Source organism: Corynebacterium frankenforstense, from assembly GCF_030211955.1.
In the GTDB taxonomy this organism is placed as follows: Bacteria; Actinomycetota; Actinomycetes; order Mycobacteriales; family Mycobacteriaceae; genus Corynebacterium; species Corynebacterium frankenforstense_A.
On the sequence record NZ_JASODI010000005.1, the window covers coordinates 50,471 to 65,006 of the forward strand.

The 14,536-nt window shown below is 71.9% G+C and carries 13 protein-coding genes and 1 tRNA gene; 7 read left to right on the forward strand and 7 right to left on the reverse strand.

Going from position 1 to position 14,536, the window contains the following annotated elements; genetic code table 11:
- Positions 1-70: 70 nt before the first annotated feature.
- The 5 genes from QP119_RS03915 to QP119_RS03935 all read right to left on the reverse strand — a co-directional run bounded on the left by QP119_RS03915 (position 71) and on the right by QP119_RS03935 (position 6,482).
- Positions 71-1,516 (reverse strand): penicillin-binding transpeptidase domain-containing protein, encoded by a 1,446-nt coding sequence (locus tag QP119_RS03915; protein ID WP_284773771.1) that lies wholly within the window; start codon positions 1,514-1,516, stop codon positions 71-73.
- Positions 1,517-2,911, reverse strand: a complete 1,395-nt coding sequence (locus QP119_RS03920) for an FtsW/RodA/SpoVE family cell cycle protein (RefSeq protein ID WP_423777755.1) — start codon at positions 2,909-2,911, stop codon at positions 1,517-1,519. It lies immediately after the preceding gene.
- 35 nt (positions 2,912-2,946) lie between these two features.
- On the reverse strand, positions 2,947-4,635 hold the full coding sequence (locus tag QP119_RS03925; protein ID WP_284773773.1) for a PP2C family protein-serine/threonine phosphatase: 1,689 nt from the start codon (positions 4,633-4,635) through the stop codon (positions 2,947-2,949).
- Positions 4,632-5,102 carry an FHA domain-containing protein FhaB/FipA gene (locus tag QP119_RS03930; RefSeq protein ID WP_284773774.1) on the reverse strand — a complete coding sequence of 157 codons (471 nt, stop codon included), beginning with the start codon at positions 5,100-5,102 and terminating at the stop codon, positions 4,632-4,634. The genes QP119_RS03925 and QP119_RS03930 overlap by 4 nt, the downstream gene beginning before the upstream one ends.
- A 159-nt stretch (positions 5,103-5,261) precedes the next feature.
- The gene (locus QP119_RS03935) at positions 5,262-6,482 is read right to left on the reverse strand and encodes a DUF3662 and FHA domain-containing protein (RefSeq protein WP_284773775.1); all 1,221 of its coding nucleotides are present in this window, start codon (positions 6,480-6,482) and stop codon (positions 5,262-5,264) included.
- Positions 6,483-6,740: 258 nt separating this feature from the next.
- On the opposite strand from QP119_RS03935, the gene QP119_RS03940 reads away from it, so the two are divergent.
- Positions 6,741-6,826, forward strand: a tRNA-Leu gene (locus QP119_RS03940).
- Between the two features lie 294 nt (positions 6,827-7,120).
- Here QP119_RS03940 and QP119_RS03945 read toward each other — a convergent pair.
- Positions 7,121-7,858, reverse strand: a complete 738-nt coding sequence (locus QP119_RS03945) for an NAD(P)H-binding protein (protein ID WP_284773776.1) — start codon at positions 7,856-7,858, stop codon at positions 7,121-7,123.
- A gap of 39 nt (positions 7,859-7,897) precedes the next feature.
- Here QP119_RS03945 and QP119_RS03950 point away from each other — a divergent pair, with 39 nt between their 5' ends.
- The 6 genes from QP119_RS03950 (at position 7,898) to QP119_RS03975 (ending at position 12,612) form a co-directional block, all read left to right on the forward strand.
- Positions 7,898-8,233, forward strand: a complete 336-nt coding sequence (locus QP119_RS03950; protein WP_284773777.1) for a CHY zinc finger protein — start codon at positions 7,898-7,900, stop codon at positions 8,231-8,233.
- A gap of 112 nt (positions 8,234-8,345) precedes the next feature.
- Positions 8,346-9,572 carry an amidohydrolase gene (locus tag QP119_RS03955; protein ID WP_336620402.1) on the forward strand — a complete coding sequence of 409 codons (1,227 nt, stop codon included), beginning with the start codon at positions 8,346-8,348 and terminating at the stop codon, positions 9,570-9,572.
- 278 nt (positions 9,573-9,850) lie between these two features.
- Positions 9,851-10,330 carry a hypothetical protein gene (locus tag QP119_RS03960; protein WP_284773778.1) on the forward strand — a complete coding sequence of 160 codons (480 nt, stop codon included), beginning with the start codon at positions 9,851-9,853 and terminating at the stop codon, positions 10,328-10,330.
- Positions 10,331-10,805: 475 nt separating this feature from the next.
- Entirely contained in the window at positions 10,806-11,834 is a 1,029-nt protein-coding gene (bioB, locus tag QP119_RS03965; protein ID WP_423777751.1) for a biotin synthase BioB, read from the forward strand.
- A 244-nt stretch (positions 11,835-12,078) separates the two neighbouring features.
- Positions 12,079-12,324, forward strand: coding sequence for a hypothetical protein (locus QP119_RS11845; protein WP_423777756.1), 246 nt, complete (start codon positions 12,079-12,081; stop codon positions 12,322-12,324).
- A gap of 15 nt (positions 12,325-12,339) precedes the next feature.
- Positions 12,340-12,612 (forward strand): hypothetical protein, encoded by a 273-nt coding sequence (locus QP119_RS03975; protein WP_284773779.1) that lies wholly within the window; start codon positions 12,340-12,342, stop codon positions 12,610-12,612.
- A 67-nt stretch (positions 12,613-12,679) separates the two neighbouring features.
- Here QP119_RS03975 and QP119_RS03980 read toward each other — a convergent pair whose 3' ends face one another.
- On the reverse strand, positions 12,680-14,533 hold the full coding sequence (locus QP119_RS03980) for a DUF5129 domain-containing protein (protein WP_284773780.1): 1,854 nt from the start codon (positions 14,531-14,533) through the stop codon (positions 12,680-12,682).
- Positions 14,534-14,536 lie beyond the last annotated feature (3 nt).

A 14,536-nucleotide genomic window follows, 5' to 3' on the forward strand; every position in this document is an offset into this window, starting at 1 on the left:
GTCGTGGAGCCTGTCGTGGCTGCGGTGGCTGCCGTTACCGGTCTGGGTCCCATTGTGGTCACCTCACGCCCTACCGCGTCGCCCGCAGCGCGGCGTCGAGCACCGCGCGTCCGATCGGGGAGGCGATCTTGCCGCCGGTGGCACCGACGCCCTCGCCGCCGCCGTTCTTGACCACCACGGCCACGGCGACGTCGGCGTCCTCGCTCGGGGAGAACGCGACGTACCAGGTGTGCGGCGGGGTGCTCTCGTCGCCGTGCTCCGCGGTGCCGGTCTTGGAGGCGATGTCCGCGCCCGTGGCGCCGTAGGTGTTGCGCTCGGAGTCGCGCATCAGGTCGGTGACCTGCGCGGCGACCTCCTCGGGGATGGCCTGGTTGAGCTTCTTGTCGCCGATCTTCTTGACCTCGCTGAGGTCCGGGGCGGTGATGCGGCTGACCACGTGCGGGCTCATGCGCGCGCCGTCGTTGGCCACGGTGCCGGCCATCACGGCGGCCTGCAGCGCGGTCATCGCCACGTCGCGCTGGCCGATCGCGGACTGGCCCAGCGCGGCCTCGTCGGGCAGGTCGCCCACCCCGCCGGCGGCCTGCTCGAGGCCGAGGTCGTAGGTCTCGCCGACGCCGAAGGCCTTGGCGGTCTCGGCGAACTTCTCGGCGCCGACGGCCTCGCCGACCTGGACGAAGGCGGTGTTGCAGGACAGCTTGAACGCGGTGCGCAGGCTGACGTCGCCGCCGCCGGCGCAGGGCTGCCCGGCGTAGTTGGTCAGCGTGGTCTCTGTGTTGGGCAGCGTGATCGACGGCGCGCCGGTCACGGTGCTCTCCGGGGTGAAGTCGCCCTCGAGCGCCGCCGAGGTGGTGATGATCTTGAAGATCGAGCCGGGCGGCAGCGTCTCCTGGGTGGCGTGGTTGAGCAGGGGCTTGCCCTCGTCGGCCTGCAGCTGCTCCCAGGCGGCCCCGGAGGTCTCCGGGTCCGTGTCGGAGACGGCGTTGGGGTCGTAGGATGGCGTCGAGGCCATGGCGAGCACCTCGCCGGTCGAGGGCCGCAGTGCGACGACCGAGCCCTCGTAGCCCTTGTCGGCCAGCTCGTGGTAGGCGACCTGCTGGACCTCGGGGAGCAGGGTGAGCTCGACGTTGTTGCCGGCCTCGACGTTGCCGCTCAGCTTGTCCAGCCACTGGCCGGCGCCGACCTCGGTGCCGTTGAGCACCCCGTTGTAGGACTGCTCGACGCCGGCGGCGCCGAAGCGGTCCGAGAGGTAGCCGGTCACGTGCGAGAGCTCGACCGGGTCGGTCGGGTAGGAGCGGTGGTACAGGCCGGCCTCGTCGGGTGTCGAGGACGCCAGCACCTGCCCACCGGCCGAGATCTGGCCGCGCGGGATCTCCTTGGTCTGCAGGAACTCGCGCTTGTTCAGCGGGTTGTGGGCCAGCTCGTCCTCGCGGAAGACCTGGATGTAGCTCAGGTTGACCAGCAGCACCGCGACGAGCAGCAGCGCGAAGACGGCGACCCAGCGGATGGCGCGGTTCATCTAGCGCACCTCCCTGAACTGGGCGAACGTCCCGGTTTCGGGGCCGCTTGACGACGTCGTGCTCCGCAGCGCGGTCTCTTCCTTACGGTTGTCGCCGGCCGCCGCCACGGCCGGCGCCGCGGCGCCGGCGGGTGCGCTCTCGCGTCGGCGCGCGGCGTCGGAAATTCGGAGCAGCAGTCCCAGCAGGATGTAGTTCGCCATCAGCGAGGAGCCGCCGGCGGACATGAACGGGGTGGTCAGGCCGGTCATCGGCAGCAGGGCTGTGATGCCGCCGACCACGACGAAGATCTGCACGGCGATGGTCAGCGAGAGCCCGGAGGCGACCAGCTTGCCGTAGGAGTCGCGCGCGGACAGCGCGGCGCGGAAGCCGCGGGTGACCAGAACGGCGAAGAGGATGATCACGGCGGACAGGCCGATCAGGCCGAACTCCTCGCCGACGGCGGAGAGGATGAAGTCGGACCAGACGACCGGGATGATCTCGGCGGAGTAGCCCTCGCCGAGGCCGGTGCCGGTCACCCCGCCCCAGGACAGGCCGAACAGCGACTCGGAGAGTTGGTAGCCGGTGGAGTCGTAGCTGGCCAGGGGGTCGATGAAGTTGGCCACGCGCTCCTGGATCTTCGAGGAGACCAGGTAGACCGCGGTGCCGCCGACGGCGACGAGCACGCCGCCGATGATCAGCCAGCTGACCCGCCCGGTGGACAGGAACATCATGCCCAGCACGGTGGCGAAGAGCAGCAGGGCCGGGCCGAAGTCGTTGGAGACGGCCATGATCACGATGGCGACGGCCCACACCGTCAGGATGGGTGCGAGGTCGCGCAGGCGGGGGAACTCCATGCCCAGGAAGCGGTAGCCCGCGACGTTGAAGAGCGCGCGCTTGGTGGCCAGCAGCTGGGCGAAGAAGAGCAGCAGCAGGATCTTGGAGAACTCGCCGGGCTGCACGGAGAACGGGCCGATGGAGATCCAGATGCGCGCGTCGGCGTTCATGGACGTCGGCCAGACCAGCGGCAGGGCCAGCAGGATCAGGCCGAGCAGGCCCAGCAGGTAGGAGTAGCGGCTGAGTGCCCGGTGGTCGCGCACGATGACGAGCACGGCGACGAGCATGGCCACGCCGACCATGGTCCACAGCACCTGGCGGTTGACCATGGTGAAGTCGCGGGCGATGTCGATGCGGTAGATGGTCACCAGGCCCAGTCCGTTGAGCAGGGCGACGATCGGCAGCATGATCTGGTCGGCGTCCTTGGCCACCAGGCACAGGGTCAGGTGGGCGACGGTGAAGATCGCGACGTAGCCGCCGATGACCCACAAAAGCTCGGTGGTCAGGGTGTTGCCCTGGGAGAGCTCGAGGTTGACGAGCATGACGGCGATGATCACGGCGGAGGCGATGAGCAGGCCCATCTCCGTGCGCCGCGAGAGCAGGTTCTTCAGTGCGTTCACCGGCCGGCCTCCCGGCAGTCGACGCCCGGACGGCCGAGCGCGCCGTCCTCGCCGGCCTTCTCCCCGGAGTCGGCGTCCTTGTCGCCGCCGTCGGCGGTGCCGGAGTTCTGGGCGTCCTTGTCCGCGACGGCCTTGTCGGCCCCGTCCCTGGCGTCCTTGGCGTCCTTGCCGGCGTCCGCGGCCTTCTCGCCGGCCGGGCGGGTCACGCAGACGGGCAGGGCCTCGTCGCCGAGGCGGCGCAGCTGGCCGTTGACCTCGCCGTAGCTGCCCGAGGGCAGCGCGTCGACCTGCGAGCGGGTGGACTCGGGGAGGTCCTGCAGGGCGAACGGGCGGCAGTCCGAGCCGCCGGCGTCCGCGTCCGCGGCCACCAGGGTCACGGTGCCGTCCTCGGCCAGGCAGGCCGCCTGGTGCGGGTTGTGCAGGTCGCGGCCGAAGACGGAGTAGTCCAGGCCGCGCTCGACGAGCAGGCGGCCGGTGTCGTCCGCGGTGATGAAGTAGGTGCCGCGGGCCTTGTCCACGGCCCACCAGCCGCCGGCGATGAGCACGATCGCCACCACCAGGGCGGTGATCAGGGCGCCCCAGCGCACCCCGCGGCGGGAGTCGTCGCGGTCCGCGTCTGAGTCGGTGTCCTCGTCGTCCTCGCCCTCGGGGGCGTCCCCGTGGGCGTCGCGGCGTGCACCGGCGCCGGTCCGGGCCTCGGCCCCGCGGTCGCCCGCGGCTGCGCCTGCTGCGCCGGCCGCGCCGGCACCTGCTGCACCGGCGCCTGCGACGGCGCGCCGGGAGCTCTCGCCGCGTCCGTCCGCATCTCGGCGGGCGCCGCTTGCGGCGCCCGCCCCCGCGGGACGGTTGAGCGCCGCGGCACGGCCGGCCGGGGTCTCCGGGTGGGTCTGGTAGTCCTCCTCGCCGAGCAGCGCACCGGCGACGGCGGGGGTAACCGGCAACGTCGCACGCGCGGCGTCGTCAATCGAATCGTCGGAGACGATGTCCGCGATCACCACGGTGACGTTGTCCGGGCCGCCCGAGCGCAGCGCGAGTTCGATGAGGCGCTGCGCGGCGTGCTCGGGCGAGCCCTCGGCGAGGGCGTCGCGGATCGTCTCGGGGCTGACCGGGTCGGACAGCCCGTCCGAGCACAGCAGCCAGCGGTCGCCCTCGCGCGCCTCCAGCGAGGTCAGCGTCGGGTCGACGGGCGCGCCCGTGTAGGCCTTGAGGATCAGCGAGCGCTGCGGGTGCGTCGAGACGTCCTCGGGGGCGAGCTTGCCCTCCTGGACCAGCGACTGGACGTAGGTGTCGTCGACGGTGATCTGCTCGAGCTCGCCGTCGCGCAGCCGGTAGCCGCGCGAGTCGCCGACGTGGCACATGGCCAGCTCGGAGCCGTTGAACAGCAGGGCCGTCAGCGTGGTGCCCATGCCCTGGTGGTCCGGGTGCTCGCCGACCTCGTTCGCGATGGCGTGGTTGGCGTCGTCGGCGACGCCTCCGAGCAGGGCGAGCATGTCGTTGTCGCCCGGGTCGGCGTCGAGGACCTCCAGGTGGCTGATCATCACCGAGGAGGCGACCTCGCCGGCGGCGTGGCCGCCCATGCCGTCGGCCAGCGCCAGCAGGTTCGGACCGGCGTAGGCGGAGTCCTCGTTGTTGCCGCGGACCAGGCCCCGGTCCGAGGCCACGGTGTAGTTAAGTCGCAGGGTCACGGGACCAACCTCACTGTCGTACGGCCGACACGGATGTCCGTGTCGGTGCCCACCCGCTCGGGCTGATCGATGCGCACGCCGGCGACGTAGGTGCCGTTGCGCGAGTCCAGGTCCTCGATGAACCAGTCCGAGCCGCGCCGGAACAGGCGCGCGTGGCGCCCGGAGGCGAAGTCGTCGCCGAGGACGAAGTCACACTGGTTGTTCCGGCCGAGGACGATGTCGCTGACCCCGGTCAGCTCCATGTGCGAGCCCTTCAGCGGGCCCTCGACGATCGCGATGCGGTGCGCCTGGGCACGCGGGCCCTGGCCACGGGAGCCGCGGGTGCGCTTGCGGCCCGCGCCGTTGCGGGCGGCGCCGCCGGCGACGGCGGCGGTGTCACGCCGCATGGCGCGCAGCGCGAGGAAGATGAACAGCCACAACAGCACCAGCAGGCCGATGCGGAAGCCCGTGAGAACGAGCGAGTCCATGTGTGGAGCCTCCTTTGCGGTGGTCGCGCTGCACGCGTGCCACCCGGGTCAGGGTCAGTCCGTCTGTGAAAGTCTGTGTTCGTCGGTCCGTGCGTTCCTGTCGGTCGCGTCGCGGTCCTGTCGGTCGCCGGACGTCGGGGGAAGCCCGGGCGCGCCGCCTCAGTTTCCGGGGCGGACGATCCTGACCTCGATTCGGGAATGTCCCATCGTAATCACGTCGCCGTCGTCGAGCAGCCAGTTGTCCACGGGGGTGTCGTTGACCGTGGTGCCGTTGGTCGACTTCAGGTCGGTGAGCACCGCGTCGTGGCCGTTCCAGGACAGCTCGGCGTGCTCGCGGGAGACACCGGTGTCCGGCAGGCGGAAGTCCGCGGTGGTGGAGCGGCCGAGGATATTGGAGCCCTCGTGGACGTGGTAGGTCCGCGAGGAGCCGTCCTGCAGCAGCAGGGAGACCGTCGCGGTCGCGGCGGCCGGCTGCGCCGGCTCAGAGCGGGCGGCGGAGTCCGTGGGCTCCTCGCGCCAGCGGCCGGCGGTGCTGGCCGAGGCCCCGGAGGAGCCGGCCTGGTCGGCGGGGGCGGCGGCTGCGGCCGCGCCACCTGCGGCGGCGGCGCCGGCGGCACCTGCGGCGCCGACGGCGGAGGCGTCCGCCGCGGAGGCGCCGGCCGGGGCGGACTCGCCCGGACCGGTGTGCCACTGGTCGTCGGGGCCCACCTGCTCGGCGGCCCGGTTGGCCTGGTCGGCCCGGTCGGCCTGGTCGGGCCGGCTGGGCTGGTTCGTCCAGCCCTGCGCCTGGCGCGGGTCGCCCCAGCCGGCGGCCTGGCGGACCTCGGTGGCGGGGAAGTTCTCGTTGTCCTGGTGCGGAGCGTTCATGTTCTCGCTTTCCTGAACCGGGGAGGCGTGCCGCCCCGCGGGGTTCTCACTGTCGTCGTCCGCCACGGGTGCGGTACCTGCGACGTCCGCGGGCGCGGCGTCGTCAATCGCATCGAAACCGCAGCCCTGCGCGGGGGACGGGTCGGAGTAGGAGGATGCGCGCAGCTGGCCCGTCCGCATGCCGGTCTCCTCGGCGAGGACCACCGAGATCGGCCCGGCGGGCACCCAGCCCTGGTTGCGGCAGTAGCGGGCGAGCTGCTCGGCGAACATTTCCGGGAGAGTGGGGTGCGACTCCGCGAGATTGTCGAGGTCCGTCCGCGAGATGCCGACCTGGAAGACGTTGGGCGCCTCCGTGTAGTCGTCCTCGTGATAGAGGTTGTCCTCGATCTCCTGCTTGAGCAGCTCCTCGATCTCGGCGGGGACGAGCCGGCCGCCGAAGACGAGGGCGAAGGCGTTGTCGAGACCCCGCTGCAGGGTGCTGTCGAACCGCGCGAAACGGTCGAGCGTCGCCATCGGGGCCTCCTTCCCACCTCATGTTCTCTGCGCTGATGTTCTGGCGTCTGGACTTTCCGTGCGTCGCGGAGTCGAGGCGGCGCCTCGCGGCGGCGACCCGCGTCCGGCCACACGATGGATCCAGTATAGAGGCAGGTAGCGCATAGCTGATAGACGTTGAGCCTCCCGGGCGCGTGGAAATGGCCATTGAACTGGCGATTTGTGAGCGGTGGCGTGGCCGTCTAGAGTTAGTGCAGTCGCAAACGCGGCCACTTGTTTGGGCGAGTGGCGGAATTGGCAGACGCGCTGGCTTCAGGTGCCAGTGTCCTTTACGGGACGTGGGGGTTCAAGTCCCCCTTCGCCCACAGCGAGACCCCCTCGCGCTCCTCCGGGAGTGCGAGGGGGTCTTTTTCGGTGGGTGGGTTTGGGTTGTGGGGTTAGTGGGGCTGGTTGGCTGACTGGTGGGGTTTGTGGGGCCGGTTGGCTGGATGTGGTTCGGGCGCGCCGGGGTCGTGGGCAAAATGTCGACGTATGTCCGTTCGCCTGCCGCGTTTGCCCAGGTGGTCGAGAGCGGCGCGGGACAAAGGTGCACATTTTGCCCACGGGAGTGGCCGGCCGACCACGCCCACCGGGCCGGCCGGGCCGCTCATCCGAGGCCCTTACTTCTTCTCGGCCTCGCCCTTGGGGTCTGTCCCGCCCTCGGGAGCTGTCCGGTCCTCCTGGGCCTTCTGCTCCCCGGCCTTCTCTTCCGCGTCCTTCTTCTCCGCGGCGAACACCGGGCGCACCTTCTCGGTGCCCGGCTTGCCCACGCCGAGGTCCTCGCGGCTGTACAACGCAGGATCGCGGATGATCTCGGCGGCGAGCGCGGCGACCGACTGGCGGGTGACCACCGTGCCCCGGAACTCCTCGTCGCGTTTGGTTACCGCGTAATCGACCTCGTCGCCCTCGATGAACCACGCCGGCCGCAGCACCGTGTAGTCGATCGCTGAGCCCGCGATCTCCTCCACGGCCTTGCGGTACGGCTCCAGCGCCCCGCCGAGCTGCTCGCGGTTCCACTCGCCGAACTCCCCGGGCACCTCGTCGTGGATGCCGAGCGCGGCGGTGAAGATCAGCCTGGTCACGCCCCGGCCGGTCATGGTGGTCACGATCGCCTCGGCCATCTTGTCGACCTCGCCGACCAGGCCTGCGTAGACGACCTCCTGGCCGCCGACGGCCTCCCAGAGCGCCTCCTTGTCGAGCACGTCGCCCTCGATGACGTCCACACCCTCGGGGACCTCGCCCAGCCGGTCGCGCGAGCGCGCGAACAGGGTCAGGTGCACGGAGTTGTCATCTGCCAGGAGCTTGGTCAGGCGCCGCGCGATCCGTCCGCCGGCGCCGAGGATCAGGACGTTGCGCATGTTTCCCACGTTACCGACGCCCCGGTGGACAATGGCCCCATGGACATCGAACGTGGCGCGGGCGGCACCCGCCCCGCCATCCACGGCCGGGGCGTCGACGCCGAGGGGCGCTGTGCGCACTACGGCGGGACGAGGGACGTCGTCGGAAATCTGTGTGTGACCTGCGGGAAGTACTGGTCCTGCCACCGCTGCCACGAGGAGGCGTGCAACCACTCCTTCGGGCGCGCGCCGCTGGACGCGCCGGCCGTGGTGTGTGGTGTGTGCGGGCACCTGATGAATTACACGGAGTACTCCTCCACAGACTCGTGCCCGGCGTGCGCCCACGGTTTTAATCCGGGCTGCTCACTGCACACCCACCTCTACTTCCAGGTGTGAGCCCCGCCCGCGCCGCGTGCCCGGGACGCCGCGGCGGCACAATGGGGGAGTGGTGCCCGGCCTGGCCCCGCACCCCGATAACCACAACTTTTAGACACGAAGGACCCGGCCCGTGACCGACCCCGCCGCAACCGACACCGCAGACTCGCGCCTGCGCACCCTCTTCGACGCCCTCGGGCCCACCCGCGCCGAGCGCGAGGAGCTCTACAAGTGGTTCCACCGGCACCCCGAGACCGCCTTCACTGAGTACGAGACCTCGCGACGCATCGGCGAGGAGCTCTCCGCCCTCGGGCTCTCCCCGGTCAGTGTGGGCACCACCGGCAAGGTCGCCGTGCTGGCCAACGGCGAGGGCCCCGTGGTGATGATGCGCGCCGACTTCGACGCGCTGCCGTGCGCCGAGGAGTCCGGCAAGGACTACGCGGCCGACCCGCAGCTGGGTCGCATGCACGCCTGCGGCCACGACCTGCACACCACCGCGCTGCTCGGCGCCGTGCGCGCGCTGGTGGAGAACCGCGACGCCTGGCGGGGCACCTTCATCGCGCTCTTCCAGCCGGCCGAGGAGATCGGCCAGGGGGCCTCCGAGATGGTCGCCGCGGGGCTGACCGAGAAGGTCCCGCACCCCGACGTCGTGCTCGGCCAGCACGTCTTCTCCACCCTGCCCGGCGGCACCGTCGGCGCGCGCCGGGGGCCGGCGCTGTCGACGACGACGCAGCTGCGCGTGGTCATTCACGGCCGCGGCGGCCACGGCTCGATGCCGCACACCACGATCGACCCTGTGGTCATCGCCGCCGCGGTGATCGGCCGGATCCAGACGATCGTCTCCCGCGAGCTCGAGCCGGGCACCTTCGGCGTGGTCACCGTCGGCTCCGTGCACGCCGGCGACGCCCCGAACACCGTCGCCGACTCCGCCACGCTGCGGCTGAGCACGCGTGCCTACGACGAGGACGTCGACGCCCGCCTGCTCGCCTCCGTCGAGCGCATCGTGCGCGCCGAGTGTGCGGCGGCCGGCGCCGAGCGCGAGCCCGAGTTCACCGTCGAGGGCCGCGGGCCCCTGACGACTAACGACGCCGCGGTCACCGGCGCCGTGATGGGCTCCTTCCGCTCGGCGTTCGGCGAGGCGGGTGTGCACGAGCCGGGGCGGTGGACCGGCTCGGAGGACTTCTCCAACATCCCGCGCGCCTTCGGCGCGCCGTACTGCTTCTGGGCGCTCGGCGGCTTCTCCGACTGGGAGAACGCGCCGTCGAACCACTCGCCGCAGTTCGCCCCCGACCTGCAGCCGAGCCTGGACCGCGGCACCGAGGCGATCCTCGCGGGGGCTGCGCCCTGGCTGATCCGCTGATCCGCTGGGGCGGGCGGGAGCGGCGCGGGCGGGCGCGGCGCAGACGCGCGGCCGGCCTGCGTGCGGCGCCGGGGCGGCGCGGCGCCCGTCCGGCCGGTGCGCGCCGGGGCGGCGTATCGCACCTGGTAGTTGACGTGTCAACACAACCGAATTAACCTATAAAGGAGTGGACGGGCGCCACGCCGCGCACCGCCTCGCGCGCCGTTACCGCGCGGGGGAGGGGCGCGGCGTCGGCAATCGCCCGGTAGAGACGCACCCGCGAGAGGAATCCCCAGACAATGAGCATCGCATCGACCATCCTGCGCGCCGTGACCGGCGCGTTCATTCTCAACTCCGGCTGGAACAAGAAGGACCTGCCCGCCGAGGCCGCCGGCGGCCTGCAGGAGATGGCCGCCACCGGCATCCCGCAGCTGAAGGACATGGACGCCGACACCTTCGGCAAGTTCATCTCCTACTCCGAGATGGGTGTCGGCGCCGCGCTGCTGGCCCCGTTCGTCTCCAACCGTCTCGCCGGCGCCGCGCTGACGACCTTCGGTTCCGGCCTGCTGACCATGTACTTCGGCAACGACGACATGACCGAGTCCGACGGCATCCGCCCCTCGCAGGAGGGCACCGCGCTGGCCAAGGACTCCTGGCTCGTCGCCATCGGCGCGGCGCTGCTGCTGTGGCCGAACGACAAGGCCCGCGCCAAGAAGGCCGAGAAGCGCGCGAAGAAGGCCGAGAAGAAGGCCGACAAGGCTGTCAAGGCCGCGAAGTAGCCCTTCAGTAGCTTCGCCTTCCGGGGTCTTCCCCGTCCCGCCCCCCGTCACCTCCCGCGAGGTGGCGGGGGCGCTTTCCTTTGGGTGGCGGCGGGGTGTGGCGTGCCGGCGGGGTGTGGCGTGGCGGTGGGGTGTGGCGTGCCGGCGGGTCGGGCGGAGGGTCGGGCCGCCGGGTCGCGCTGGTGTCGTCCGCCGATCCGCGCCTCCTCCGGCTCGACCCAGCAAGGCCCCGTATAGCAAGGGCGGTTTTCTACCCAGCAAGGCGTCCGCCTGCTGGGTAGGGGCTTGCTGGGTAGGGGCGCGGCGCCCGTCCTCGTTCGCTCGCGCCTCGCCCGCAGCCCGGGCCCGCCCCGCTCCATCTTCCGCATGACCGCAACCAGGGGTGAACTCTGTTCAAGTCGAATTGAACAGCGTTCTGGCGCAGTCGTATGCTGCACCGTGAAGACTCGCTTTCTCGTCACTAAGGAGCACCACCGTGTCCACTCCGGAAACCGCGGCCGGCCCCGAGCCCGCCATCCTCACCAAGGCCCGCGAGCTCGCCCTCGAGCGCGGCGAGGGCCTCAGCGAGGCCCAGATCCTCGAGATCCTCCAGCTCGACGAGGAGCACATCCCCGCTCTCCTCGAGCTCGCCCACCAGGTCCGCCTGCGCTGGTGCGGCGACATGATCGAGGTCGAGGGCATCATCTCGCTCAAGACCGGCGGCTGCCCCGAGGACTGCCACTTCTGCTCGCAGTCCGGCGTCTTCTCCGAGTCGCCCGTGCGCGCGGCCCGCCTCGACATCGAGGAGCTGGTCGAGGCCGCCAAGCAGACCGCGAAGTCCGGCGCGACCGAGTTCTGCATCGTCGCCGCGGTCAAGGGCCCCGACGAGCGCCTGATGCGCGAGGTCGAGGCCGCCGTCGACGCGGTGGCCGCGGAGGTGGACATCAACATCTCCGTCTCGATCGGGATCCTGACCCCCGAGCAGGCCCACCGCCTGGCCGAGCGCGGCGTGCACCGCTACAACCACAACGTCGAGACCGCGCGCAGCTACTTCCCCGAGATCGTGACCACCCACACCTGGGAGGAGCGCCGCGAGACCCTCAACCTGGTCCGCGCCGAGGGCATCGAGGTCTGCTGCGGCGGCATCGTCGGCCTGGGTGAGTCGCTGGCCCAGCGCGCCGAGTTCTTCGCCCAGCTCGCCGAGATCGACCCCGAGGAGGTGCCGATCAACTTCCTCGACCCGCGCCCGGGCACCCCGCTCGAGGACCAGGAGGTCATCGACACCCCCGACGCGCTGCGTGCGATCGGCGCGCTGCGCCTGGCGCTGCCCAAGGCCGTCATCCGTTACGCGGGCGGCCGTGAGCTGGCACTGGGTCAGGACGGCACCGAGGCCGGCCTGCTCGGCGGCATCAACGCGCTGATCGCGGGCAACTACCTGACCACGCTCGGCGACCCCGCCGAGCGCGACCTCGACATGCTCGGCCGCATGCAGCTGCCGCTGAAGGTGCTCAACCGTGTCGTCTAGGGGACTGCGCGAGGTCTCCGACGAGCTCGCCGCCGCCGTGCTGGCCGGCGAGCGCCTGCCGTTCGACCTCTTCACCGGCGTGCGCCTCGAGATTGACGACGCCGCGCCTGCCGCCCCAGCTGCGTCCGTCGCCGCGGGCGCGGGTTCCGGTGTGGACGAGGGCGCCGGCGCTGCCGGTGCCGAAGGCGCCGCCTCAGCCTCGGAGTTCGGCGAGGGACCGCGCAACGCGGCCGGCGCTGTTGGCGTGGACCCTGCGCCGGAGTTCGGCGAGGGACCGCGCAACGCGGCCGGTCGCCTGCTGCCCGAGGCCTGGCAGGCCGCCTACCTGGGCGCCTACGAGGGCACCAACCCCGGGGTGCGGGCCGGGTTCGACCCGCCGCGCTACTGCGGGCTGTGTGGCCGGCGCATGATCGTGCAGGTGCGTCCGGACGGTTGGTCGGCGCGCTGCTCCCGCCACGGCGAGCTCGACTCGGCCTGGCTGGAGCGCTGAGGTGGAGAGGCAACCATGAGCCTGCATATGCTCGTCGTCCTCGTCCTGGCCGTCGTCGTGCCGGTCGTCGGCCTGGTGTTGAGCCGGAGGCGCACCGACGCGGGCCCGCGGCGCATGTGGGTCGGCGCCACGGCGCTGTTCGCGTTGCCGGCGGCGGTTCTGCTCGGCGTGGCCTGGACCCGCGGATGGAATGACCTCTCGCTGGGCACCTGGCTGGTCGTCGCGGTCTGCGCGATGGCGGTCAGCGTCGTCCCGGGCCTGCTGGACAGGGGCTCGACCGGCCGTTAGGCGCACCCACCTGGTGCGCCTATACGCTCGACGAGCCGCCCGCGCCCGGAGGACCGTCCGGTTACGCCTAGAAGCTCGACGAGCCGCCCGCGCCCGAGAACCCCGAGGAGAACGAGGTGTTGACCGCCCCCGAGGTGCCCGCGGCAGCCTGGGTCTGCGTGTTGGAGGTGTGCCAGGCGGCCATGGTCCAGAACGGCACGAAATTGTACACGCCGTAGCCGGGCCGGTAGTCAGGCTCGTAGATGGCCGGGGCGCGCAGCTCGGTGGCCTCGGACTCGTCGATGTCGTCGAACTTCTCGTCCTTAAGCCGGGCCAGCGCGGTGCGGTAATCGCCGAGTAGCTGCATGTAGGAGTCGAGGAACGCGGCGTCCTCGTTCGCGGGGGAGGCTACCGCACCGGTGCCGTCGCCCTCGCGCGTGGCCAGGTCGGCGTCCATCCACTCGGCGCGTTCGCGCAGCGTCTGCAGCTCGCGGTAGAGCCCGGAGCCGGCGTCCTTGATCTCGACCTGGGCGGCCACGATGTCCTCGCGCAGCGCCTGCAGCTCCTCGCGGCGCACCGTGGCGTCGCCGTTCTCCATGCGGAACAGTCGGTCGATGTTGTCCTCGGCGTAGGAGACCCGGCGCACCGCCCGGGCGGCCTCGGTGATCTCCCCGCGGCGCTCGTAGAGCGCCTTGTCCGCCTCCTCGGCGGCGCGCCGGTCCGCCGCCGGGCCGGTGTGCCCGGCGGCCGTACCTGCGCCCGCACCCATGGCCGGGGAATCGCCCGCACCCACGGCGCGGGAACCGCCCGCGCCGGGCCGCGCGGGCGTCGTCAATTGCAGGGCACCGAGGCGGTCGACGTCGTCGTGCAGGGACAGGAAGCGGTCGCGCACCTCCTCCCACTGGCGGCGCATCGTGGCGTCGACCAGCGGGGAGGTCAGAGAGTGGGCGCGCACGTCGATCGCGTCGAGGCGCCCCGCCAGCTCGCCGTACTCGCGGGTGAGAAGGTCCAGTTCGGCGCGGGCCTGGGCGAGCGCGCGGGCGCGTTTGTTGCGGCCCGCGATGAAGAGCCCGGAGGCGGTCATGCCCCCGACGGCGCCGCCGACCGAGCCCAGCACGACCCCGACGGTGCGGTCCTCGCGGGCGGTCTCGTAGGCGCGCTCACCGGCGGTCTCGGCGTCGGCGGCCTCGTGTGCGCCGGCGAAGAGCCCGCCGCGCAGGTTGCCGTCCTTCACACCCGGCTTGATCGCCTCAATGCTCGCCTCGAGGTGGTCGCTGTCGTCCCTCAGATCGAGATCGTCGGCGACGTCCTCACCGGCGAAGACGAACGCCTGGCGCGGGTCGAGGCCCACGCCGACGACGAGCACGCCGTCGGCGAAGTGGTCCTCGCCGATGAGCTCCGGCTCGTTGTCGCGCAGGTAGTTCTCCACCGTGTCGTTGACGTTGGAGTCGTTTTTGGCGAAGACGAGGTAGCGCAGCTCGCGCACGACCTCGGGGGCGTGGATGCGCGCGGCGTCGGCGACGATGCCGCGCTCCTCGTCGTCCGAGAGCACGTCGTCCGGGTCCGAGACCTCCGCGTGCAGCTCCTGGGCCGCCGGGGCGACCACGTAGTCCTCCCGGACCGGCCGGTCGATGCCCAGCGCGATGGGCCCGCCGACGAGCGCGGCCCCGGCGATGCCCGCGCCGAGGAACGCCGCGAGCGAGCGGCCGCGCCAGCCGCCGACTCCCTTGGTGGCGGCCTGGTACTCCTCGTCGGTCAGCGCGGTCTCCGGAGTGGCCTGCGCGGTGTCGCCGGCCTGGTCGCGGCGCTCCTGCCGGTCGTGCTGCCGGGCCCGCTCCGCTCGCACGGCCTGGGAGCGTTCCCGGCGGTCCGCGCGTGCCTGCCTGCGGATCTCCTGGCGCCGGGCGCGCCGGGCTCTTCTGGGGTTGTCCTCCGCGTTCATGGG